The sequence below is a fragment of the Allobosea sp. Root670 genome (genome assembly GCF_001429415.1).
GTDB classification, from domain to species: Bacteria; Pseudomonadota; Alphaproteobacteria; order Rhizobiales; family Beijerinckiaceae; genus Allobosea; species Allobosea robiniae.
In genome coordinates this window covers 1-21,356 of sequence record NZ_LMJU01000016.1, presented here as the reverse complement: position 1 = coordinate 21,356, position 21,356 = coordinate 1, and the positions used below count along the sequence as shown (strand labels likewise).

21 protein-coding genes and 1 pseudogene are annotated in these 21,356 nt (G+C 67.7%); 14 read left to right on the top strand and 8 right to left on the bottom strand.

Features of this window, described 5'->3' with window-relative positions; genetic code table 11:
* Positions 1-123 precede the first annotated feature (123 nt).
* The 6 genes from rpsA (at position 124) to ASE61_RS15490 (ending at position 6,049) form a co-directional block, all read left to right on the top strand.
* Entirely contained in the window at positions 124-1,827 is a 1,704-nt protein-coding gene (gene rpsA, locus ASE61_RS15515) for a 30S ribosomal protein S1 (protein ID WP_061968390.1), read from the top strand.
* Positions 1,828-1,984: 157 nt separating this feature from the next.
* A complete protein-coding gene (locus ASE61_RS15510; RefSeq protein WP_061968388.1) occupies positions 1,985-3,274 on the top strand; it encodes an Hsp70 family protein in 1,290 nt (429 codons plus the stop codon).
* 161 nt (positions 3,275-3,435) lie between these two features.
* Positions 3,436-4,407, top strand: coding sequence for a signal peptide peptidase SppA (gene sppA, locus ASE61_RS15505; protein WP_061968387.1), 972 nt, complete (start codon positions 3,436-3,438; stop codon positions 4,405-4,407).
* Positions 4,408-4,435: 28 nt separating this feature from the next.
* Positions 4,436-4,720 carry an integration host factor subunit beta gene (gene ihfB, locus ASE61_RS15500; RefSeq protein WP_061968384.1) on the top strand — a complete coding sequence of 95 codons (285 nt, stop codon included), beginning with the start codon at positions 4,436-4,438 and terminating at the stop codon, positions 4,718-4,720.
* Positions 4,721-4,757: 37 nt separating this feature from the next.
* Positions 4,758-5,096, top strand: a complete 339-nt coding sequence (locus ASE61_RS15495; RefSeq protein WP_061968383.1) for a LapA family protein — start codon at positions 4,758-4,760, stop codon at positions 5,094-5,096.
* The gene (locus ASE61_RS15490) at positions 5,096-6,049 is read left to right on the top strand and encodes an ornithine cyclodeaminase family protein (protein ID WP_061968381.1); all 954 of its coding nucleotides are present in this window, start codon (positions 5,096-5,098) and stop codon (positions 6,047-6,049) included. Before ASE61_RS15495 ends, ASE61_RS15490 begins: the two co-directional genes overlap by 1 nt.
* A gap of 24 nt (positions 6,050-6,073) precedes the next feature.
* Here the strand turns inward: ASE61_RS15490 and ASE61_RS26010 are convergent, their stop codons facing one another.
* Together ASE61_RS26010 and ASE61_RS15485 are read right to left on the bottom strand one after the other, a co-directional pair.
* Entirely contained in the window at positions 6,074-6,244 is a 171-nt protein-coding gene (locus tag ASE61_RS26010; RefSeq protein WP_082617459.1) for a DUF3309 family protein, read from the bottom strand.
* Between the two features lie 91 nt (positions 6,245-6,335).
* Positions 6,336-7,316 (bottom strand): tripartite tricarboxylate transporter substrate binding protein, encoded by a 981-nt coding sequence (locus ASE61_RS15485; protein WP_061968379.1) that lies wholly within the window; start codon positions 7,314-7,316, stop codon positions 6,336-6,338.
* 116 nt (positions 7,317-7,432) lie between these two features.
* Between ASE61_RS15485 and mepA the strand changes: the two genes are divergently transcribed.
* On the top strand, positions 7,433-8,371 hold the full coding sequence (mepA, locus tag ASE61_RS15480; protein ID WP_061968378.1) for a penicillin-insensitive murein endopeptidase: 939 nt from the start codon (positions 7,433-7,435) through the stop codon (positions 8,369-8,371).
* 108 nt (positions 8,372-8,479) lie between these two features.
* Here mepA and ASE61_RS15475 read toward each other — a convergent pair whose 3' ends face one another.
* Positions 8,480-9,619 carry an extensin family protein gene (locus ASE61_RS15475; RefSeq protein ID WP_162260105.1) on the bottom strand — a complete coding sequence of 380 codons (1,140 nt, stop codon included), beginning with the start codon at positions 9,617-9,619 and terminating at the stop codon, positions 8,480-8,482.
* Between the two features lie 591 nt (positions 9,620-10,210).
* On the bottom strand, positions 10,211-10,510 hold the full coding sequence (locus ASE61_RS15470; protein WP_142114771.1) for a hypothetical protein: 300 nt from the start codon (positions 10,508-10,510) through the stop codon (positions 10,211-10,213).
* A 194-nt stretch (positions 10,511-10,704) separates the two neighbouring features.
* Between ASE61_RS15470 and ASE61_RS15465 the strand changes: the two genes are divergently transcribed.
* The 3 genes from ASE61_RS15465 (at position 10,705) to ASE61_RS15455 (ending at position 13,292) form a co-directional block, all read left to right on the top strand.
* On the top strand, positions 10,705-11,697 hold the full coding sequence (locus ASE61_RS15465) for a Tim44 domain-containing protein (protein ID WP_061968373.1): 993 nt from the start codon (positions 10,705-10,707) through the stop codon (positions 11,695-11,697).
* 162 nt (positions 11,698-11,859) lie between these two features.
* Positions 11,860-12,666 carry a 4-hydroxy-tetrahydrodipicolinate reductase gene (gene dapB, locus ASE61_RS15460; protein ID WP_061968371.1) on the top strand — a complete coding sequence of 269 codons (807 nt, stop codon included), beginning with the start codon at positions 11,860-11,862 and terminating at the stop codon, positions 12,664-12,666.
* A gap of 2 nt (positions 12,667-12,668) precedes the next feature.
* Complete coding sequence (locus ASE61_RS15455) at positions 12,669-13,292, top strand: alpha-ketoglutarate-dependent dioxygenase AlkB family protein (RefSeq protein ID WP_061968369.1); 624 nt, start codon at positions 12,669-12,671, stop codon at positions 13,290-13,292.
* On the opposite strand, the gene ASE61_RS15450 is transcribed toward ASE61_RS15455, so the two are convergent.
* The 3 genes from ASE61_RS15450 to ASE61_RS15440 all read right to left on the bottom strand — a co-directional run bounded on the left by ASE61_RS15450 (position 13,289) and on the right by ASE61_RS15440 (position 17,449).
* Positions 13,289-13,909, bottom strand: a complete 621-nt coding sequence (locus ASE61_RS15450; RefSeq protein ID WP_082617458.1) for a trimeric intracellular cation channel family protein — start codon at positions 13,907-13,909, stop codon at positions 13,289-13,291. The two genes, ASE61_RS15455 and ASE61_RS15450, sit on opposite strands and share 4 nt — an antisense overlap.
* 4 nt (positions 13,910-13,913) lie before the next feature.
* Positions 13,914-14,513, bottom strand: coding sequence for a nucleotide exchange factor GrpE (gene grpE, locus ASE61_RS15445; protein WP_061968366.1), 600 nt, complete (start codon positions 14,511-14,513; stop codon positions 13,914-13,916).
* A gap of 170 nt (positions 14,514-14,683) precedes the next feature.
* Positions 14,684-17,449, bottom strand: coding sequence for a [protein-PII] uridylyltransferase (locus ASE61_RS15440; RefSeq protein ID WP_413813543.1), 2,766 nt, complete (start codon positions 17,447-17,449; stop codon positions 14,684-14,686).
* A gap of 311 nt (positions 17,450-17,760) precedes the next feature.
* Here ASE61_RS15440 and ASE61_RS15435 point away from each other — a divergent pair, with 311 nt between their 5' ends.
* The 4 genes from ASE61_RS15435 (at position 17,761) to ASE61_RS15420 (ending at position 20,980) form a co-directional block, all read left to right on the top strand.
* Positions 17,761-18,723 carry an aliphatic sulfonate ABC transporter substrate-binding protein gene (locus tag ASE61_RS15435; RefSeq protein WP_061968364.1) on the top strand — a complete coding sequence of 321 codons (963 nt, stop codon included), beginning with the start codon at positions 17,761-17,763 and terminating at the stop codon, positions 18,721-18,723.
* Between the two features lie 18 nt (positions 18,724-18,741).
* A complete protein-coding gene (locus tag ASE61_RS15430; RefSeq protein WP_061968362.1) occupies positions 18,742-19,572 on the top strand; it encodes an ABC transporter permease in 831 nt (276 codons plus the stop codon).
* Between the two features lie 12 nt (positions 19,573-19,584).
* On the top strand, positions 19,585-20,367 hold the full coding sequence (locus tag ASE61_RS15425) for an ABC transporter ATP-binding protein (protein ID WP_061969105.1): 783 nt from the start codon (positions 19,585-19,587) through the stop codon (positions 20,365-20,367).
* 97 nt (positions 20,368-20,464) lie between these two features.
* Complete coding sequence (locus ASE61_RS15420; protein WP_061968360.1) at positions 20,465-20,980, top strand: OsmC family protein; 516 nt, start codon at positions 20,465-20,467, stop codon at positions 20,978-20,980.
* Between the two features lie 43 nt (positions 20,981-21,023).
* On the opposite strand, the pseudogene ASE61_RS26820 reads toward ASE61_RS15420, so the two are convergent.
* Positions 21,024-21,356: pseudogene (locus ASE61_RS26820) on the bottom strand (hypothetical protein); the annotation flags it as partial.

Below are 21,356 nucleotides of genomic sequence, written 5' to 3'. Positions count from 1 at the left end.
CCTGACGGGGAGGTGGAAACCTCCGAGAGGAGGTGCCGACGGCCGCGATCCGGAACGCAGCACCAACCACGGCGCTTAAGGCCGGACACCCGCGGGATACGCGGCCGGCTCCCAGGAGATTACATGTCAGCAGTTGAAAGCTACAGCGCGGGTCGCGAGGATTTCGCCGCCCTGCTCGAGGAATCCTTCGGCAAGAACGATGCCCTCGAAGGCTCTGTCATCAAGGGCAAGGTCGTCGCCATCGAGAAGGATATGGCGATCATCGACGTCGGTCTGAAGACCGAAGGACGCGTCGCGCTCAAGGAATTCACCGGCCCCGGCCGTGAGCAGGAACTGAACGTCGGCGACGAGGTCGAGGTCTATCTGGACCGGATCGAGAACGCGCTCGGCGAAGCCGTCATCTCGCGCGACAAGGCTCGCCGCGAAGAGAGCTGGGTCAAGCTCGAGAAGGCCTTCGAGGCCCGCGAGAAGGTCAGCGGCATGATCTTCAACACCGTCAAGGGCGGCTACACCGTCGATCTCGACGGCGCCGTGGCCTTCCTGCCGCGTTCGCAGGTCGATATCCGTCCGATCCGCGACGTCGGCCCGCTGATGGGCCAGCCGCAGCCCTTCGAAATCCTCAAGATGGATCGCCGCCGCGGCAACATCGTCGTGTCGCGCCGTACCGTTCTCGAAGAGACCCGCGCCGAGGCTCGTTCCGAGCTCGTCGCCTCGCTCGAAGAGGGCCAGGTCATCGACGGCGTCGTCAAGAACATCACCGAATACGGTGCGTTCGTCGATCTCGGCGGCATTGACGGCCTGCTGCACGTCACCGACATGGCGTGGCGCCGCGTGAACCACCCGTCGGAGGTCGTGACCATCGGCCAGACGGTCAAGGTCAAGATCATCAAGATCAACCAGGACACGCACCGCATCTCGCTCGGCATCAAGCAGCTGCTGGCCGATCCGTGGGATGGCATCGCCGAGCGTTACCCGGTCGGCACCCGTCTCAAGGGCCGCGTGACCAACATCACGGACTACGGCGCGTTCGTCGAGGTGGAGCCGGGCATCGAAGGCCTGATCCACGTCTCCGAGATGTCCTGGACCAAGAAGAACGTCCACCCCGGCAAGATCGTCTCGACCTCGCAGGAAGTCGACGTCGCGATCCTCGAGGTCGATCCGGTCAAGCGTCGCATCTCGCTCGGCCTCAAGCAGACCCTGCGCAACCCGTGGGAGCTCTTCGCGGAGCAGCACCCTGCGGGCTCGACGGTCGAGGGCGAGGTCAAGAACAAGACCGAGTTCGGCCTGTTCCTGGGTCTCGAAGGCGATATCGACGGCATGATCCATCTCTCCGATCTCGACTGGAACCGTCCGGGCGAGCAGGTCATCGAGGAATACAAGAAGGGCGACGTCCTGCAGGCGATCGTTCTCGATGTGGACGTCGAGAAGGAGCGTATCTCGCTCGGCCTGAAGCAGCTCGGCGGGGATCCCTTCGTGGATGCCGGCGAGTTCAAGAAGGGCCAGATCGTCACCTGTGAGGTGGTCGAGGTGAAGGAGTCCGGTCTCGACGTGAAGATCGCCGACACCGACATGATGACCTTCATCAAGCGCGCCGAGCTGGCTCGCGATCGCTCCGAGCAGCGCCCCGAGCGCTTCGCGGCCGGCGAGCGCATCGACGCCCGCGTCGTGCTCTTCGACAAGAAGGCCCGCAAGATCCAGGTCTCGGTCAAGGCCCTGGAAATGGCCGAGGAGAAGGAAGCGATGGCCCAGTACGGCTCCGCCGATTCCGGTGCCTCGCTCGGCGACATCCTGGGCGCCGCGCTCAAGAAGGCCACCGACAAGAAGTGAGGTTTCGGCCGCGTGAAGCGGCCGGACATCCAAGACAGCCCGCGCGGAGCGATCCGCGCGGGCTTTTGTTTCGGCTGATTTTACCCAGCCCTCACCCGAGGCGTCGCACCGCTGCGCTTCGGGTGAGGGCTCGTCTGTCCCGTGAAAGGAGCCCGCCATGACCCCCGCCGCCATCGGCATCGACTTCGGCACCACCAACAGCGTCGTCGCGCTGGCTGGCGCTGACGGATCGGTCATGACGCGCTCCTTCGCCACGAAGCAGGGCGCGGTCGATGCCTATCGCTCGGCGTTGATGTTCTGGCGTGAGGGCCGCCCGCCGCAGACCCGCATCACCCATGTCAGCGGCCCCGACGCCCTCGACATGGCCTTAGGCATGACGACCGAGCATCGCTTCCTGCAATCGCTCAAGACCCATCTTTCCAGCCGCGCCTTCCAGGAGACTCGGCTCTTCGGCAAGCTCTTCCGGCTGGAGGACCTGATCGGCGTCTTCCTGTCGGACCTCTCCGAGGGGCTCGCCGACCGCGAAGCGCTGCCGCTGGTCTCCGGCCGCCCGGTCGTCTTCGCGGGCGAGCGCCCGGACGAGGAACTGGCGGTCGGCCGCCTGAAGGCTTCCTACGGCAAGGCCGGGATGGCCCAGGTCGATTTCGCCTATGAGCCGCTCGGCGCCGCCTACTGGTATGCGCGCGACCTGAAGGAGCCGCAGACCATGCTGGTCGCCGATTTCGGCGGCGGCACCAGCGACTTCTCGGTGATGCGCTTCGAGCCCGGCCGCAATGGCAGCCTGGAGGCGATCCCGCTCTCTCATGCCGGCGTCGGCGTCGCCGGCGACACCTTCGACTACCGCATCATCGAGCATGCGGTTTCGCCGGCACTCGGCAAGGGCACGGAATACCGCTCCTTCGACAAGCTGCTGCCTGTCCCGGCGCATTATCACGCCGCCTTCGCGCAATGGCACAAGCTCTCGCTGATGAAGAGCCGCGAGACCATGGCCGAGCTCAACGCCCTGATCCGCGAGGCGGTCGAGCCCGGCAAGCTCGAGGATCTGCTGACGGTGATCGAATACGATCTCGGCTACGAGCTCTACCGAGCCGTCTCCGCCGCCAAGGTCGCGCTCTCCGACAACGAGGCGACCACGCTGAGCTTCAGCCAGGTGGGGGTCACCATCGAGAAGCCGATCCGCCGGACCGATTTCGAGCGCTGGATCGCCGACGATGTCGGCGCCATCGAAGCCGCGCTCGACCGCGCGCTGGCCGAGGCCGGGCTCGGGGGCGACCGCATCGAGGCGGTGTTCATGACCGGCGGCACCTCCTACGTTCCGGCGGTGCGCAGCCTGTTCGACCGCCGCTTCGGTGCCGGAAAGGTGCATATCGGCGATGCTTTCCGCTCGGTCGCCAGCGGGCTTGCGCTGCTCGCGCTCGACCGGGCGCGCGCCTCGGTCGCGGCCTGACGCAGCGCCTCCCGCCTTGCCCGTCCGGGCCAGCAGGTCTACATCACGGACCCGCAGCCGCCGCGCGCTTTCCGTTCGGCCGGAACCGGTCGAACGAAAAGAATTCGCGCGAAATCAAAAAGCTGAGCATGTTCGGACCGAACATGCTCCAGGAGTAACCGATGTCGTCCGATGCCGATCTGCTCGCAGACCGCCGCAGCCTGCGCCGCAAATTGACGCTCTGGCGTGTGCTCGCCGTGCTCGGCGTGATCGTCGCAGCGGTGGTCGGCGGTTTCGCCTGGAAGGGCGATGGTCCGGCCGGCCTGTCGAGCGCCCATATCGCGCGCATCACCATCTCCGGCTTCATCTCCGGCGATCGCCGTACGCTCGACCTGATCAAGTCGGTCGAGGACAGCAAGGCGGTCTCGGCCGTCGTGCTCCGCATCGACAGTCCCGGCGGCACCACCTCCGGCTCCGAGGCGGTGCATACGGCCTTGCGCCAGCTCGCGGCGAAGAAGCCGATGGTCGCGGTCGTCGACGGTCTCGCGGCGTCGGGCGGCTATATCGCGGCGATGGGGGCGGACCGTATCGTCGCTCGGCAGACCTCGCTGGTCGGTTCGATCGGCGTGCTCTTCCAGTTCCCCAACGTGTCGAACCTGCTGGATACGGTCGGGGTCAAGGTCGAAACGGTCAAGTCGAGCCCGCTCAAGGCGGCGCCGAATGGCTTCGAGCCGACCTCGCCCGAGGCGCGTGAGGCGCTGCAGCGTGTCGTCAACGACAACTACACCTGGTTCAAGGACATGGTGCGTGATCGCCGCCATCTCGCCGAGGGCGAAGTGGCTTCGGTCTCCGATGGGCGGGTGCATTCCGGCCGCCAGGCGGTGGGGCTGAAGCTCATCGACCAGATCGGCGGCGAGCCGGAGGCGATCGCCTGGATGGAGCGTGAGAAAAGCGTCGCCAAGGACCTGAAGGTCCGCGACTGGCGCCGCCGCAGCGAATCCTCCTCCTTCGGCCTGTGGAGCCTCGCCGAGGCGATGGCGCGTGGCGCCGGCCTCGATGCACTCGCCACGACGATCGCGCGCGCAGCGGACCAACCGCTCGGCTTGCGGCTTGACGCGCCCTTGGCGCTCTGGCAGCCTGCCGCTGAAAAGTGATTTTGATACAAATGGTTATGCCCCAGCGATGATTAAATCCGAACTCGTTCAGCGGATCGCCGACCGCAACACCCATCTCTACCAACGCGATATCGAGAACATCGTCTCGGCCATTTTGGACGAGGTGGTGAAGGCGCTGGCCCGGGGCGACCGGGTTGAATTGCGCGGCTTCGGCGCCTTCTCGCGCAAGGGCCGCTCGGCCCGCATCGGCCGCAACCCCCGCACGGGCGACGCGGTGGAGGTCGAAGAGAAGTTCGTCCCCGTCTTCAAGACGGGCAAGGAGCTGCGGCTGCGCCTCAACGGCAAGGGTTGAGCTGAGGCGCCGGTCCCGCGGCCACACGGAGATTGTGATGAAGGCCTTCTTCAAGGCGCTGGTGCTGGTTCCCGTCGCGCTGGTGATCGTGCTGTTTTCGGTCGCCAACCGCGGCACTGTGCGCGTCTCGCTCGATCCGTTCAGCCGCGACTTACCCGTGTTCTCCTTCGAGCTACCGCTCTTCGCCGTGGTGCTCGCGGCGATCGCCGTCGGCGTTCTGGTCGGCGGCCTGGCCTCCTGGGTCGCGCAGGGCAAGCACCGCAAGGCGGCGCGCCGCAACCGCCGTGAGGCGGAGGCATTGCGCTCCGAAACCCAGGCGCTGCGTTCGGCCGTGCCCGACTCCGCGTTGCCGGCACTGACCAACGGACGGAATTGATGCGACTTTTCGACGTGGCCGAGATCGATGCGGCCCTGAGTTATCCTGGCCTGATCGACCTTCTCGACGACGCCTTCCGCAGCGAGGTCATCGCGCCCAAGCGCGGCCAATACGCGATCGAGCGGCCGGGCGAGACCGATGCGATCCTGCTGACCATGCCGGCCTGGAGCGGGCCGGATGTCGCCAATCCCTATATCGGCACCAAGATCGTCTCGGTCTTCTTCGGCAACGGCAAGCGCAATCTGCCGGGCGTCATGGGCGCCTACCTGCTGATGGACGGTGCGACCGGCAAGCCGCTCGCGGTGATGGACGGCAACCGGCTGACGACATGGCGCACGGCGGCGGCCTCGGCCCTGGCCTCGCGCTACATGTCGAACCCCGAGGCCAGCCGCATGCTGATGGTCGGGGCCGGCGCGCTCGCGCCCTTCATCATCAAGGCGCATCGCTCCGTCCGGCCGCTGACCGAGATCGCGATCTGGGCGCGGCGGCCCGAAGCCGCCGAGGCGACCGTCGCCGAACTGGCGAAGGAGGGCATCGAAGCTCGCGCCACCACCGATCTCGAAGGCGAGGCCCGCACGGCCGACATCATCTCCTGCGCGACCAATGCGACCGAACCGCTGATCCACGGCCATTGGCTGAAGCGCGAAGCCCATCTCGACCTGATCGGCGGCTTCACCATGCAGATGCGCGAGGCCGATGCCGATGCGCTGCACCGTGCCCGCGTCATCGTCGATTCCAGCAAGGCGATCGACGAAGGCGGCGATGTCGCCGTCGCCATCGCCGAGGGCAGCTACAGCGCCGACAAGGTGGCGGGCACACTGGCCGATCTCTGCCACGGCCGGATCGCCGGCCCGGTCGAGGGCGGCGGCATTACCCTGTTCAAGTCCGTCGGCGTCGCGCTCGAGGATCTGGCCGCGGCTGTCGCGGTCTGGGAGAGCCGCGCCGCGAGCTGATCGCGGCGCACGCCGGTCGAGGCGTCAGGCGATGCGCGCGCCGCCGATGGCGCCGAGCAGCCACAGGATCAGGACGATCACGAGGACGAGTCCGAGCACGCCGCCGAGCCCGGCCGTTCCATAGCTGCGATGGCCGTAATAGCCGCCGCCGCCGAGAAGCACGATCAGCAGCACGATGATGAGAAGGGTGGACATGGCGAACTCCCGTAAAGCAGCGCCCGTTTCGGGCGAGGTCTAGCGGGAAACGCCGGCCGCGAAGCCTCGGTTCCGCCCGGGCGGCTCCGGATCATTCCACCTTGAGGCCGACCTCCTTGATCAGGTCGCCCCAGCGCTTCATCTCGGCCTGCAGGAACGCACCAAGCTCGTCCGGGCTATTGCCGACGGGTTCCGCGGCGAGCGCATCCATCTTCGCCCGCACGGCCGGGTCGGCAATCCCCGCTTTGGTGTCGGCCTGGATCTTGGCGATGACAGCGGGCGGTGTCTTCGCAGGCGCGAACAGCGCGAACCAGGAGGAGACGTCGAAGCCCGGCACGGTATCGGCGATCGGCGCGAATTCCGGCGCCGTCGGCGAGCGCTTCGCCGTGGTGATGCCGAAGCCGCGGATCGAGCCGGCACGGACATGGGGCAGCGCCTGCGGGATATTGTCGAAGATCAGGTCTATGCGCCCGCCGATCAGGTCCTGCGTCGCCTGCGCCGTGCCGCGATAGGGCACATGCACCATCGTGGTGCCGGTCAGCTTCTGGAACAGCTCGCCGCAGAGATGCACCGAGGTGCCGATACCGGACGAGCCATAGGTGAGCTTGCCGGGATTGGCCTTCGCATAGGCGATCAGCTCGGCGACGTTGTTCGCCGGCACCGTCTTGTTGACCACCAGCAGGTTGGGCACCATCGCGACCATGGTGATCGGCGCCAGGTCCCTGGCGGGATCGTAGGTCAGCTTCTGGTAGAGATACTGGTTGGTCGCCATGCCCACCGAGACGATCAGGAAGGTGTCGCCGGTCGGCTCGGCCTTGGCGACGGCATCCGTGCCTATATTGCCGCCGGCGCCCGGACGGTTTTCGACCACGATATTGGTCCCCCAGGTCCGGCCGAGCTTGTCGGCCACGAGGCGCGCCAGCACATCGGTCGCGCCCGCCGGCGGAAACGGCACGACGAGCTTGAGGACCCGCCCCTGCGGCCAGGGTTGCTGGCCGAGGCCTGCGGTCGGTGCTGCGAGAAGGGCGCCTGCGCCGGCAAGAATGCTGCGGCGGTCGATCCTGGCCGTCATCGGTATCCTCCCTGAAAGGTGCTCTGCGGCGCCGATGCGCAAGGCTGCAATTCGCCGCGCCGCTTGTCCAGCCACGGCGCTTGACCGCGATGGCTGGTCGCGGTGATTCTCAGGATATGCGCGCTATCTCCCGAATCGCAGCCCTCCTCGTTCCGCTCGCCTTCCTGCCGGTTGCAGCACTCGCCCAGTCGACGGCGGATCAGGAGGCGAAGAACCGCGCCGCCAACATTGCCGCCTGGCCCGATGCCGCCCGCACGCTCTTCGGCCAGAAGACCGCGCCGGCGAGCATGCAGGCACGAGCGATCGGCTCCTATGCGCGCGGCTGCCTCGCCGGCGCCGAAGCCTTGCCGGTCGATGGGCCAAGCTGGCAGGTCATGCGGCTCAACCGCAATCGCAACTGGGGCCATCCCGCCCTGATCGACTATCTCGAGAAGCTGGCGCGCGACGTGCCGCGCATCACCGGCTGGGCGGGGCTGCTCGTCGGCGACATGTCGCAGCCGCGCGGCGGGCCGATGTTGACCGGCCATGCCTCGCACCAGATCGGGCTCGATGCCGATGTCTGGTTGACGCCGATGCCGCGGGGCCGGCTCGACCGCGAGCAGCGCGAGAACATGTCGGCGGTCAACATGGCTCGCTCCGATTGGCGCGATGTCGATCCACGCCATTGGACCCCGGCCCATACGAGGCTGATCCGCACGGTGGCGGCCGAGCCGAAGGTCGAGCGCATCTTCGTCAACCCGGCGCTCAAGGTCGCGCTCTGCCGCGAGGCCGGCGCCGACAAGAGCTGGCTGGACAAGGTGCGCCCGATCTGGGGCCACAACTACCATTTCCATATCCGGCTGGCCTGTCCGGCCGGCATGGCGAGTTGCCAGGGCCAGGAACCTCCGAATTTCGGCGATGGCTGCGGCGCCGAGCTCAGCGGCTGGATCGAGCGCCAGCACAAGGCCATCTTCAATCCGCCGAAGCCGAGGCCGGGCCCGAAACCCAAGCCGAAACCGCCGATGTCGCTCGATGCCCTGCCGCCGGAATGCCGGCAGGTGCTGGTCTCGCGCTGAGCGTGGGGCTCAGCATCGGACCGAAAAGTGGAACCCACTTTTCGGAGCAACCTGATGCTAGGCGATGGGCTAGATCGCCACTTTGCGCCCGATAGGACGCATGGCGATCTAGCGCCGCGGCGGCACGCGCCCGGAGCTGTAGGCGAAGGGGTCGTGCTGCGGCGTGATCATCGGCTGGGCCTGGTCCTCGCCTTCCATGTCGACGACACCCGTCCCGCCCTCGTCGCCGAGAACGGCTTCCTCCGTCGGCGGCACCGCGCCCGGCAGTGACAGCGGCCCGGCATTCTCGCTGGGCAGCGGCTGCGGCTGGAAGTGCCCCTGCCGCTGACGCGTGTCGTACTGCTCCAGGAAGCGCTGCTGCGCATCGAGGCTCTGGGCCTGGCCTCGGCCATAGTTCGCGACCGGGTAGCCGCCCTGCACCGCGCCGGGCGGCCGCAAGCCATCGCTGGGCTGCCGGAGCAGCCTGCCATCCGCGACCATGGTGCCGGCCGCCGGCGCCATGTCACGCGGCTGCGACTGGGACGAGGCGTAGGGTCGCGCCGGGTCCGGCGGCTGCAGATTGTAGTTCGGCGTGTATTTGATCACCGGCTTGCAGATGTGCCGGCCTTTCGAGTGCCGCGCCAGGTCGATATGGAAATGGTCGTAATGCAGCGGGTCTGCGCCGGGGCCGAGCACCGTCGAGAAATGCTGGCAGGCGCCGACGAAGACCTCGCGCAGGAAATTCTGCTCCTCGGGGGAGCCGCGCCAGCCATCCTTCACCGTGATCACGCGGTTGTCGTTGAGCCGGAAGGAGAAGACGTCGACGGCGTTGCCGAAGGCATGCTCCGAGGTGCGCGTTGTCCTGGTGCCGTTGTTCATCGCCCGGCAGGAATAGGAGCCGGCGCGCAATTCGACGACCTGGGCGCCGAGCACGTTCATCGCCGCCGGCTGCACCACTTCGGCCAGCCATTTGTCGGTGGTCGCGACGACCGGGCAGGAGAGGGTGGCCGAGCTGGTCAGGCCGATGCCGCCATTCGAGAAGGCCGAGACCTTCAGCGGCTGCTGCATGCCGCAGGTTCCCGGTCCGTCGATCGCCTTGCCGCGCAGGCTGACATAGGACGAGATCTGGACCTGCCGGGAGGCCATGCAGGCGGCTTCCGCCTGGTCGCGCCAGGCGGCGCGCTGCGGCTTCTGGAATTTGCCGCAGCCTGCCAGGCCGGCTGCGCCGGCGATGCCGAGTGCGATGAGGGCGAGATGAGCGCGTCGCATGACCATTCAAATGCGAACCGCTTGGTGAACGGTTTCTCAACCGACTGCGCTCCGGCCGCCACAGGCGGATTAACTTTGGCGCCGTGGTGAATCGCGCCTTAATGCACTGTTCCCGGCCTTAACCAGGGCGGGTTTCGCCGTCTCGAACCATCTCCCAGATGTTGCCAAGATCAGGCCGTGGGGGCTCAGGTCGAACCGTGGCGAAGCTGTGGCGCCGCGTTGGAGCAGACTCGCGACGAAATTTCGCAGTCAGGAATATCCCCAAATCTAATCAATGGTTTAACCCCTGATTAAGGATGTTCTACCCTCCGTCCCGGCCCCGCCACGATGCTGCCCCCTTGCGGCCTTCGTCAGTTCTGATAGCCTCCACGACAGGTCAATGACACAGGAGGGTGTGATGAGTGTCACGCTACGTCTCGACCGATTGATCATGGGTGCGGCCTTCGTTTTCATGATGGCGATCGTTCTGGGAGCGTTCTGACAACGGGTCAGTCTCGAAGTCGCTAGGACCACAAGAGCAATGACAACAACGCCGCCGGGAAGAAGTCCCGGCGGCGTTTCTGTTTGGGCTCAGGCCTCAGGCGGGAGCGTTCAGCTCTCCGGGCAGGCGGTTTCCGTCAGTTGCCAGGACATCATGTTGACCACCCGTCCGCAGGTCGCGACGCGCCGGCCCTGCGTGGTCCTGATGCAGGACATCGACCCTTCAGCGATCTTGCGGCCGTCGTTCCAGCAGAAGCAGAGCGGCTCCGGCGCCTGGGCCAGGCGCGGCTTGTCCAGCGCGACGGCCGGCTCGCCGGCGGCTGCCGCTTCGCTGAACAGGAACAGCACGGCGAGCGCGAGCATGCAGCTCAGCACGCGATGTCGGTGAGGCCTCGGTCCGGATCCGGTCATGGCTCTCTCCCTGCGCCTCGCATGGCGAGACGGATCAGGAGTTTACCATATCGGCCCGATCGCAACGAATAATTATGTACCGATTTGAAATAGTCAGGAATTTCAGTCTGTTAGCCGGATCGGGCCTTGCGTGGAATGCGGGCTCTCTCCATATTGGGCAGCGGTGGGCCCATTGGGGGGCTCCGGGAGGAACAATGTCTCTGATTTCGCTTGCCCATCGTGGACGTGCCGTCGCCCTGGTTGCCGGGGCCCTGTTGCTCGTGCCGCTCGTTGCCGAAGCCCGTCCGGGCGGCGGCCGCAGCTCGGGCAGCCGTGGGTCATTCACCAATAGCGCGCCGCCGTCGACGAATACGACGCCGGGCGGCGCCCAGACTTTCCAGCGCTCGGCCCCGTCCTCGCCGGCGTCGCCGTCGATGGCTGGCCCCTCGGCCGCCGGTGCGGCTGCTCAGGCGGCCCGCCCGTCCTTCGCGCGCAACATGATGATGGGCATCGGTGCCGGCCTGCTCGGCGCCGGTCTGTTCGGCATGTTGTCGGGCTCCGGCTTCTTCGGCGGTCTGGCTTCGCTCGCCGGTGTGCTCGGCTTCCTGCTTCAGCTCGCGCTGATCGCCGGCATCGTCATGCTCGCCATCCGCTTCTTCCGCCGCCGTTCCGAGCCGCAGCTCGCCAGCGCGGGCGCGCCCTATGCCCGCCAGGGCTATGACGCCCCGCAGCAACAGCCTGCCGCCGCCCGCATGGGCGGCTTCGGTGGCGGTGCCGCTGCTGCGGCGGTGCAGCCCCAGCCGATCGAGCTTTCGGGCGAGGATTTCAACGCCTTCGAGCGCCTGCTCGGCGAGGTCAACACCGCCTATTCCAACGAGGATGAGGCCGGCCTGCGTCAGCGGACGACACCCGAGATGTTCGGCTATTTCGACGAGGATCTCAGCGACAACGCCCGCCGCGGCTTGGTCGACCGCGTCTCCGACGTCAAGCTGCTGCAGGGCGACCTGTCGCAGGCCTGGCACGAGGGCGACGCCGATTACGCGACGGTGGCGATGCGCTTCAGCCTGATCAACGCGCTCTATGACCGCAAGTCCGGCAATGTCGTCGAGGGCAGCGCGACGCAGACCCAGGAGGTCAGCGAATACTGGACCTTCCTGCGCGAGCGCGGCGCCGCCTGGAAGCTCTCGGGCATCCAGCAGGCGGCCTGAGCGCCGACCTCTTGCGAGAACAGGAACGGCCGGGGCAACCCGGCCGTTTTGCTATGCGCGGCTTTCGGGTGGGCCGCTGGCGGAGCCGGGCCTATTGCGCTACTGGCGAAGGCATCTGCTTTCGTCGCAGAACCAGCCCGGAGCCCGCCTTCCATGAGTGATATGCGTCTCGTCGTCGTCGGTGCCGCCGGGCGGATGGGCCGGATGCTCATTCGCGCCATCGATCAGGCCGACGGCTGCACGCTTGTGGCCGCGATCGAGCGGCCGGGCTCTGCCGCGCTCGGCGAGGATGCCGGGATTCTCGCCGGCCTGCCGGCATCCGGCATCAAGGTGACGAGCGACGCCGCCGCAGCTTTCGCATCCGCCGATGGCGTGCTCGATTTCACGGCGCCGGACGCGACGGTCGCCTTTGCCAAGCTCGCCGCCGATGCCGGAATCCTGCATGTCGTCGGCACGACCGGGCTTGAGCCCACGCATCTGGCTGAGCTGGCCGAGGCTGCGAAGCGCACGCCGATCATCCGCTCCGGCAACATGAGCCTCGGCGTCAACCTGCTGGCGGCGCTGGTGCGCAAGGTCGCAGCGACGCTCGGCACCGACTGGGACATCGAGATCGTCGAGATGCATCACCGTATGAAGGTCGATGCGCCCTCCGGCACGGCCGTCCTGCTTGGCGAGGCGGCGGCGGAAGGGCGCGCGGTCGATCTCGCACAGCAGCGCGTCGCCGGCCGCGACGGCATCACCGGCGCGCGCCAGGCCGGCACGATCGGCTTTGCTGCCTTGCGTGGCGGCACGGTCGTCGGCGATCACAAGGTGATCTTCGCCGGCGCCGGCGAGCGGCTCGAACTCGCCCATGTCGCGGAGGATCGCAGCCTCTTCGCACAGGGCGCGGTCAAGGCCGCCCTTTGGGGCAAGGGACGGGAAGCGCGGCTCTACTCGATGGCCGACGTGCTCGGCCTCGACGCGCTCTGACGATGACGCGCGTCACCGTCGCACCGGGCGTCGTCCACTGGCCGGGGAGGCTGGCGCCGGAGGAGCAGGCCGCCCTGGTGGCGGAGCTGCGCGCCGTGGCGCGCAAGGCGCCGTTCTTCCAGCCGCGCATGCCGAAGACCGGCAAGCCCTTCTCGGTCCGCATGACCAATTGCGGCTCGCTCGGCTGGGTCTCCGACATCAATGGCTATCGCTACCAGCCGGAGCATCCCGAGACGGGCGAGCCCTGGCCGTTGATGCCGGCGCCGCTTCTCGATCTCTGGGCGGAGCTGGCCGGCTATCCGCATCCACCCGAGGCCTGCCTCGTCAATTTCTACGCGGCGGGCGCCAAGATGGGCCTGCATCAGGACCGCGACGAGCAGGATTTCGACGCTCCGGTCCTGTCGGTCTCGCTCGGCGATGCCGCGCTCTTCCGCATCGGCGGCACGACGCGCGGCGGCAAGACCACCTCGCTCAAGCTCGCGTCGGGCGATGTCCTGATCTTTGGCGGTGAGGCGCGGCTCGCCTATCACGGCATTGACCGGATCCTGAGGGGATCGTCGACGCTGCTGCCCGAGGGCGGGCGGATCAACCTGACACTGCGGCGAGTGACGAAGCCGAAGCCCTAATCGGCCGGCTTGCCGGGCAGACTGGGGAACGACCAGCCGAACAGCAGCGATCCCGCCCGCAGGCCGAAGCAGGCTGCGAACCCGCCGAGCATCACAATCGGGCCGGGCAGGCCGAGGCCGGCGAGCAGTGCCGTGGTGCCGGCTCCGGCGGTTGCGGCGGTGACGTAGAAATCGCGGCTCCACAGCACCATCGGCCGGTCGCCGGCGAGGATGTCGCGCAGGATGCCGCCGAAGGTCCCGGTCATCGCGCCGAGCGCGACCGCCGAGAGTACGGGAACGGCCGCGTCGAGGCCCTTGAGCGTACCGATGACGGCGAAGAGCGAGAGGCCGGCGGCATCGGCCCAGATCAGCAGTTTGCGGCCGGCCCAGCCTTCGAGGACGCCGGGCTTGAGATAGGCGAGGGCCCAGCAACCGAGGGCGACCGCGGTGCAGACGATGACGTCGCTGGGATCGCGCACCCAGAAGATGCCGCGCCCGAGCAGGACGTCGCGCAAGGTTCCGCCGCCGACGCCTGTGACGGTCGCCAGCAGGATGAAGCCGAACGGGTCCATGCCCTTGCGGGCGGCGACGAGGGCACCGGTCAGCGCGAAGATGGCGACGCCGGCGGCCTCGAACACGGCGTCAGTGCGGGCTGGTTTCGTCGGCCGGCGCGTCCGCCTTGGGCGCCCCCGCGGAGACACCGACCAGCGCCGGGCGCAGCACGCGCTCGCCGATCTTGTAGCCGATCTGCACGACCTTCGAGACCAGCCCCTTGGCGATCGTGGCGTCGGGCGCCTCGAACATCGCCTGGTGCAGGTTGGGGTCGAATTTCTCAGCCAGCGGGTCGATGCGGCGCACGCCGTGACGCTCCAGCGTCTTGAGCAGTTCGCGCTCGGTCAATTCGACGCCTTCATGCAGCGTCTTCACGGCAGCATCGGCCGCTTTCAAGGCATCGGCGGGCAGGCTTTCCAGCGCCCGGCGGAGATTGTCGGAGGAGCCGAGCATGTCGCGGGCGAAGCTGGTCACGGCATAGGTTTTCGCATCGGCGATCTCGCGCTCGGTGCGTCGGCGCAGGTTCTCCATCTCGGCGAGCGTGCGCAGCAGCTTGTCCTTGAGATCGTCGCGTTCGGCCTGGAGCTTGGCGAGCTGCGCGTCGAGGCCTGCCTCGGCGTTGGCCGCCTGCTCGGGCGCGTCCGCGCCGGCTTCGAGGTTGGGGTCTTCCGTCGCAGGGTTCTGCGTCATTTTATCGTCACGTCCCTTTCTCAGCATTTTCGAGCGAAGTGGATGCCGGTTCGCGTGAAGAACCGAAGGTCCGCGTCAGCGAAAATGCGGCAAATAAAGACTTGGCTGCGCCGCCCCTTGCGGGGCCGCAGCCGCGTTCGTGCCGGATATCGGCCTTATGGTCGTTTAAATCAAGCGCGGGCCGGCACTTTCGCCTTGGTCGGGCCCGGCTTCTCCGCCTCGAACTTGAAGACGTCGATGAGGGCCTTGCGGATCGTCAGCTGCCGGCCGGTCGAGACGATCTTCGCATGGGTCAGGTCGGTGACGTAGAACACGTCGACCGCCTTCTCGCCGAAGGTCGCGATATGGGCCGAGGCGATGTTGAGGTTGAGCTTCCCGATCGCGGTGGTGAGATCGTAGAGCAGGCCCGGCCGGTCGAGGCCGGACACTTCGAGCACGGTGTGGCGGGCCGAGAGCACGTTGTCGATCACGACTTCGGGCTCGACCTGGAAGGTCTGGCCGCGCGGCGGCGGGGCGCGCCGCTGCGCCACGAGATCGGCGATCTTGATCTCGCCCTTCAGCGCCCGTTCGATCGCGGCGGCGATGCGTTCGGCCCGGCGCAATTCGTCGTCGTCGCGGTCGAAGGCGCGCGAGACCGAGATCGTGTCGAGCACCAGCCCGTCGCTGGTGGTGAAGATCTGCGCGTCGACGATATTGCCGCCGGCCGCGGCGCAGGCGCCGGTGACGATGGCGAGCAGGCGCGGATGGTCGGGCGCCAGCACGGTCAGCTCGGTCACGCCGCGGAACTGGTCGGTCTCGACGATGGTCGCGGTGGTCCGCCCGGCGGCTTCCGCCTCGCGCAGGAAGCGCGCATGCTTCTCCTGCTGCTCCGGATCGACCTTGATCCAGTAGGCGGGGTAGTGCCGCGCGACATAGGCATCGCGCTCCTCGGTGTTCCAGTCGGACAGGCGCCGGCGCAATTCGTCCTGCTTCATGGCGACCCGCGCCTTGCGCTCGACGGCCGAATGCCCGCCGGTGAGCACGAGCTCGGTTTCGTAGTAGAGCGTGCGCAGCAACTGCCCTTTCCAGCCGTTCCAGACGCCGGGCCCGACCGCCTTGATATCGGCGACGGTGAGGATCAGCAGGAGCTTCAACCGCTCCAGTGTCTGCACGGTCGCGGCGAAGCTCTCGATCGTCTTGGGGTCGCCGAGGTCGCGGCTCTGCGCCACCGTCGACATGTCGAGATGGTGCTCGACCAGCCAGGCGACGGTCTCCGTCTGCGCGCTGGTCAGCCCGAAGCGCGGGCCGAGCTTGCGTGCGATCCGGGCGCCGGCGATCGAGTGGTCCTCCGGCCGCCCCTTGGCGATGTCGTGCAGCAAAAGCGCGACATAGAGCGCGCGCCGGTTGGAGATCGCCGGCATGATCTCGTTGGAGAGCGGATGCTCGGCCTCGAGCGCGCCGGCATCGATCTCGGCCAGCACGCCCATGGCCCGGATCAGATGCTCGTCCACCGTGTAGTGGTGGTACATGTTGAACTGCATCATCGCGACGATGCGGCCGAAATCCGGGACGAACCGGCCGAGCAAACCGGATTCGTTCATGCGCCGCAGCACCACCTCGGGCGAGCGCCGGCCGGTCACGATCTCCAGGAAAATGCGGTTGGCTTCGGGGTCGTTGCGCAGGCCGGGCGTGACCAGCCGCAGCGACTGCGTCACCAGCCGGCTGGCATCCGGATGGATGGCGAGATCCTCGCGGCTGGCGATGGCATAGAGCCGGAGCAGGTTGACCGGATCGCGCTCGAAGGCGCTGTCGTCGACGACATCGAGGCGCTGGTTGGTCAGCTTGAAGTCGGTATGGCCGAGCGAACGCTCGCGCTTGCGCTTGGCGAAGGTGCCGAGCAGCTTCGACAGCGTCGCGCGCGGCTTCTGCTGGCGCGCCTCCAGCGCGGCGCAGACGATGGCGGTGAGGTCGCCGATATCCTTGGCGATCAGGAAGTAGGCCTTCATGAAGCGCTCGACCGGAGCCTGCCCGCTGCGTCCGGCATAGCCGATCGCGGCCGCGACCTGCCGCTGCAGGTCGAAGGACAACCTCTCCTCGGCCCGGCCGGTGATGAAATGCAGCCAGCAGCGCACGCGCCAGAGGAATTCCTCCGAGCGCTGGAACATCTGCAACTCCTGCTCGTCGAACAGCCCGGCCTCGACGAGTTCGCGCACGTCATGGACGCGATAGGCGTATTTGGCGATCCAGAACAGCGTGTTGAGGTCGCGCAGGCCCCCCTTGCCGTCCTTGACGTTGGGCTCGACCAGATAGCGCGAGGCGCCGGCCCGCTGCACCCTGAGCTCGCGCTCGGCGAGCTTGGCCTCGGTGAAGGCCGGGGCCGTGCCCTCGACCACCTCGGCATCGAAGCGGCGGACCATTTCGTCGAACAGCGGGCGGTCGCCGACCAGGAAGCGTGCTTCCAGCAAGGCGGTGCGGATCGTCATGTCGGCGCGGGCCTCGCGCACGCAATCGTCGATCGAACGCACGGAATGGCCGGTCTTCAGCTTCAGGTCCCAGAGCGGATAGAGCATGGATTCGACCACGCTCTCGCCCCAGGCCGTCTGCTTGTGCGGAAACAGGAAGAGCAGGTCGACATCCGAGCCCGGCGCCAGCGTGCCGCGCCCGTAGCCGCCGACGGCGACGACCGCGATCCGCTCCGATTGCGAGGGGTTGTCGGCCGGGTAGAAATAGCTGGTCGCGGCGCTGTGCAGCCCGCGCACCACCGCATCCATCACGGCCGAGAGTCGGCGTGCGCAGGCGAGCCCGCCGCGCGGGCCGGCCAGGATCGCCCGGGCCGAGGCATGCCCTGCGTCGAGCACCTCCCGGAGTCCGGCGATCAGAAGCTGCCGCATCCTGGCCTTGTCGCGCCGGTTGACCGTCTCGAACAGCCGCACGATTTCGGCCTCGGGACTCTGCAGCATCTCGGCGAGCGACAGGACAGGCTTTGCGGGAGGCGTGGTCACGAAAGCTCCGTTGCGGCGGACGTCGCCTTTCGTAACATGGAGGCGAGGGCAGGCAGAGTGCAAAATTAAACGTCTGAAAAATGTGAAATAAAGAAAAGGACGCTTCATTCCGTGTTGTTTGACAAACAGAACGATTGGACCTAAAGGTCGGATACGCGCCGATTTGAGCCACCAGCTTGCGGGCGCGAAACAAGTGCAGCTAAAGCGTGGGGCCAGGGACGCCACCCGTCCCGATCCCTCGCACCATCGACAGAGGGATAAGCCCCATGACCAGCATCACCCGCCGCCTCGCGCTGGCCTTCATCGCTGCCGCCGGCCTCGCCGCGCCGGCCTTCGCGCAGGCGCCCAAGGAAATCCGGCTCGACTACGCGACCTATAATCCCGTCAGCCTCCTGCTGAAGGAACGCGGGATCCTCGAGAAGGCACTCGAAGCCGACGGCATCAAGGTCCGTTGGGTCTTCTCGGCCGGATCGAACAAGGCCCTCGAATTCCTCAATGCCGGCTCGATCGATTTCGGCTCGACCGCCGGCGCCGCTGCGCTGATCGGCAAGATCAACGGCAACCCGATCAAGTCGATCTATGTCTATTCCCGCCCGGAATGGACGGCGCTGGTCACCGGCGCCAAGAGCGAGATCACCAAGGTCGCCGACCTCAAGAGCAAGCGCGTCGCCGTCACGCGCGGCACCGACCCGCACATCTTCCTGGTTCGCGCGCTGGCCGATGCCAAGCTGACCGAGAAGGACGTCAAGCTCGTCCTGCTCCAGCATGCCGATGGCCGCCTCGCGCTGGAGCGCGGCGATGTCGATGCCTGGGCCGGGCTCGATCCGATGATGGCCGCAGCCGAGGTCGAGAGCGGCGCCAGGCTGTTCTACCGCAAGCCCGAGGACAACACCTGGGGCATCCTCAATGTCCGCGAGGCCTTCGCCAACGAGCACCCGGCTTTGGTGAAGAAGGTGCTGGCGGCCTACGAGGAAGCGCGCGCCTATGCGCTCGCCAATCCGGCCGAGGTCAAGAAGGTGCTGGTCGACGCCACCAAGCTCTCCGACGCCGTAATCGAGCGTCAGCTCACCCGTACGGAGCTGACCCATTCCAGCATCGGCCAGGCCCAGATCGACGGCATCACCGCCGCCGGCATCGCGCTGAAGGATGCCGGCGTGCTGCCGGCCTCGACCGATGTGAAGGCCGCGGTCGACGCGCTGCTCGACCGGCGCTTCGCGGCGACCAACTGACGGCATAAGCCCAAGGCGATGAGCGTCCTGGAGATCGCAGATGCCCTGGACGAGCCGGAGCGGCGTCCTGCCGCCCCGCGCCGCTCCTACGGGCTCGCGGTTGCCGGCTTCGTCCTGCCGGTCGTGCTGGCCATCCTCTGGGAATGCCTCGTCGCTGCCGGCATCGCCAACGGGCGCCTGATGCCGCCGCCGAGCGTCGTCGGGCGCACGCTCTGGGGCCTCGCCGCCTCGGGCGAACTCCTGACCCATGCCGGGGCGACGCTCTGGCGGGTAGGGGCGGGCTTCGGCCTCGGCGCGCTCGCCGGCACGGTGTTCGGTGCAGTGACGGGCGCGCTGCCTGTCGCCCGCAGCCTGCTCGATCCGACCTTGCAGGCGCTGCGCGCGATCCCCTCGATCGCCTGGGTGCCGCTCTTCATTCTCTGGTTCGGCATCTTCGAGGCTTCGAAGGTGGCGCTGATCGCGGCCGGTGTCTTCTTCCCGGTCTATCTCGGCGTCGCCGCGGCGATCCAGGGCATCGACCGCAAGATCGTCGAGGTCGGCCGCGTCTTCCGCCTCTCGCGCCTCGCCATGGTCAGGCGCGTGCTCCTGCCGGCGATCCTGCCGGACTGGATCGTCGCGCTGCGTTCCGGACTGGGCCTCGGCTTCATGTTCGTGGTCGCGGCCGAGATCATGGGGGCGAGCGAGGGGCTGGGTTATCTGCTCGTGGACGGCCAGCAGCTCGGCCGCCCCGACTCCATCATCGCGGCCATCATCAGCTTCGCCGTGCTCGGCAAGCTGGCGGACGGCCTGCTCGTCGCCATCACGCGGCCCTTCCTCGCCTGGCAGGATACGGCGCGCGACAAGCTCTGAAGGTTGAACCCCGTGCTGAGTTTCGACCGGCTGTCCAAAACCTATGCCGACGGCACGCATGCGCTGGCATCGATCGCGCTCGATGTCGGGCGCGGCGAGATCGTCGCGCTGCTCGGCGGCTCCGGCTGCGGCAAAACCACCTTGCTGCGCCTCATTGCCGGGCTCGACCGGCCGAGCGAGGGCGCGATCCGCCTCGACGGCGAGGCGATCGCCGAGCCGCGCGCCGATGTCGGCGTCATCTTCCAGGAGCCGCGGCTCTTCCCCTGGCTCAGCGTTGCCGAGAATGTCGGTTTCGGCCTGTCGCATCTCTCGGCCTTCGAGCGCGAGGGGCTGGTGACCAATGCGCTGGTCCGCGTCGGCCTCGCCGGCCATGAGAAGCGCTGGCCGCGCGAACTCTCCGGCGGTCAGCAACAGCGCGTTGCCATCGCGCGCGCCCTCGTGACCCGGCCGAAGCTCCTGCTGATGGACGAGCCCTTCTCGGCGCTCGACGCGACGACGCGAGCGAGCCTGCACGGCCACTTGCTGGCGCTCTGGCAGGAGAGCCGGCCGACGGTGGTCATGGTCACGCATGACGTCGAGGAAGCCGTGACGCTGGCCGACCGCATCGTCGTGATGCAGCCCAAGCCCGGTCGCATCTTCGACGAGCTCGACAACCCGCTCGCCCGCCCGCGCGACCGGCTTTCGCCGGCCTTCGAGGCGGCGAAGCGCGAGGCCCTGCGCGCGCTCGACCGCTCGCTGCGCGACGAGGCCCCGCATCAGGAGAAGGCGGCCGAGACCGCGGGCATGTGGTGGTAGCCGGACCGGATCGCATCGGCCGGGCTGGCACGCAGCCCTGCTTTCAGCCTATCAGCCGCATAAGCGATCTTCAGGACGAACGAGAGGCTCGAATTCCATGGACGTCACCGCACTGCGGGCCTTGCAGGCCCCCCTCAAGGATGAATACCGGACCAATCCCGAGGCGGCGGTCATTACGCTCAAGGCCCATGGCGAGCTCGACGACCAGCACATCGCCTGCAAGGTCGAGACCGGCCGTGCCATCGCGCTCGCAGGCCTCCATCCGGCCACGGGCGGCTCGGGCGCCGAGCTCTGCTCCGGCGACATGCTGCTGGAGGCGCTGGTCGCCTGCGCCGGCGTGACGCTGAAGGCGGTCGCGACGGCGCTCGAGATCGAGCTGAAGAAGGGCGTGGTCCGCGCCGAGGGCGATCTCGATTTCCGCGGCACGCTCGGTGTCGCCAGGGACGCGGCCGTCGGCTTCAAGGCGATCCGCCTCTCCTTCGACGTCGAGACCGACGCGCCGCAGGAGAAGCTCGACACGCTGCTCAAGCTCACCGAGCGCTATTGCGTGGTCTTCCAGACGCTGAACGTGAAGCCCGAGCTGTCGGCTACCCTGGAACGCAACGCTTCCTGACGCGAACCGGGAAGCGAGCGGAAGCAGGATGGGTCGGGAGGAGCTAGAACTCCTCCCAGCCTGTGCTGCCGTTGCGGGCATTGGCCGTGCGCTTCACGGTCTCGGCAGGGGCAGGGCGTCGCGATTGCTGGAAGGCCGCTTCGGCGAGCTGGCGCAACCGGTCCGGCTCCGACGCTGCCGGGCGGGCAGGGACAGGCGCGCGCGACGCCGAGGTCTGGCCCTGATCGGTCTTGAAGGTCGCGACCAGTCCGTTGAGCTGCTCGATCCGGCCGGAGAGGGCGTTGGCCGAGGCCGCGCTCTGCTCGGAGAGAGCCGCGTTCTGCTGGGTCATCTCGTCGAGATGCGCCACCGCCTGGCTCATCTCGTCGATGCCGTT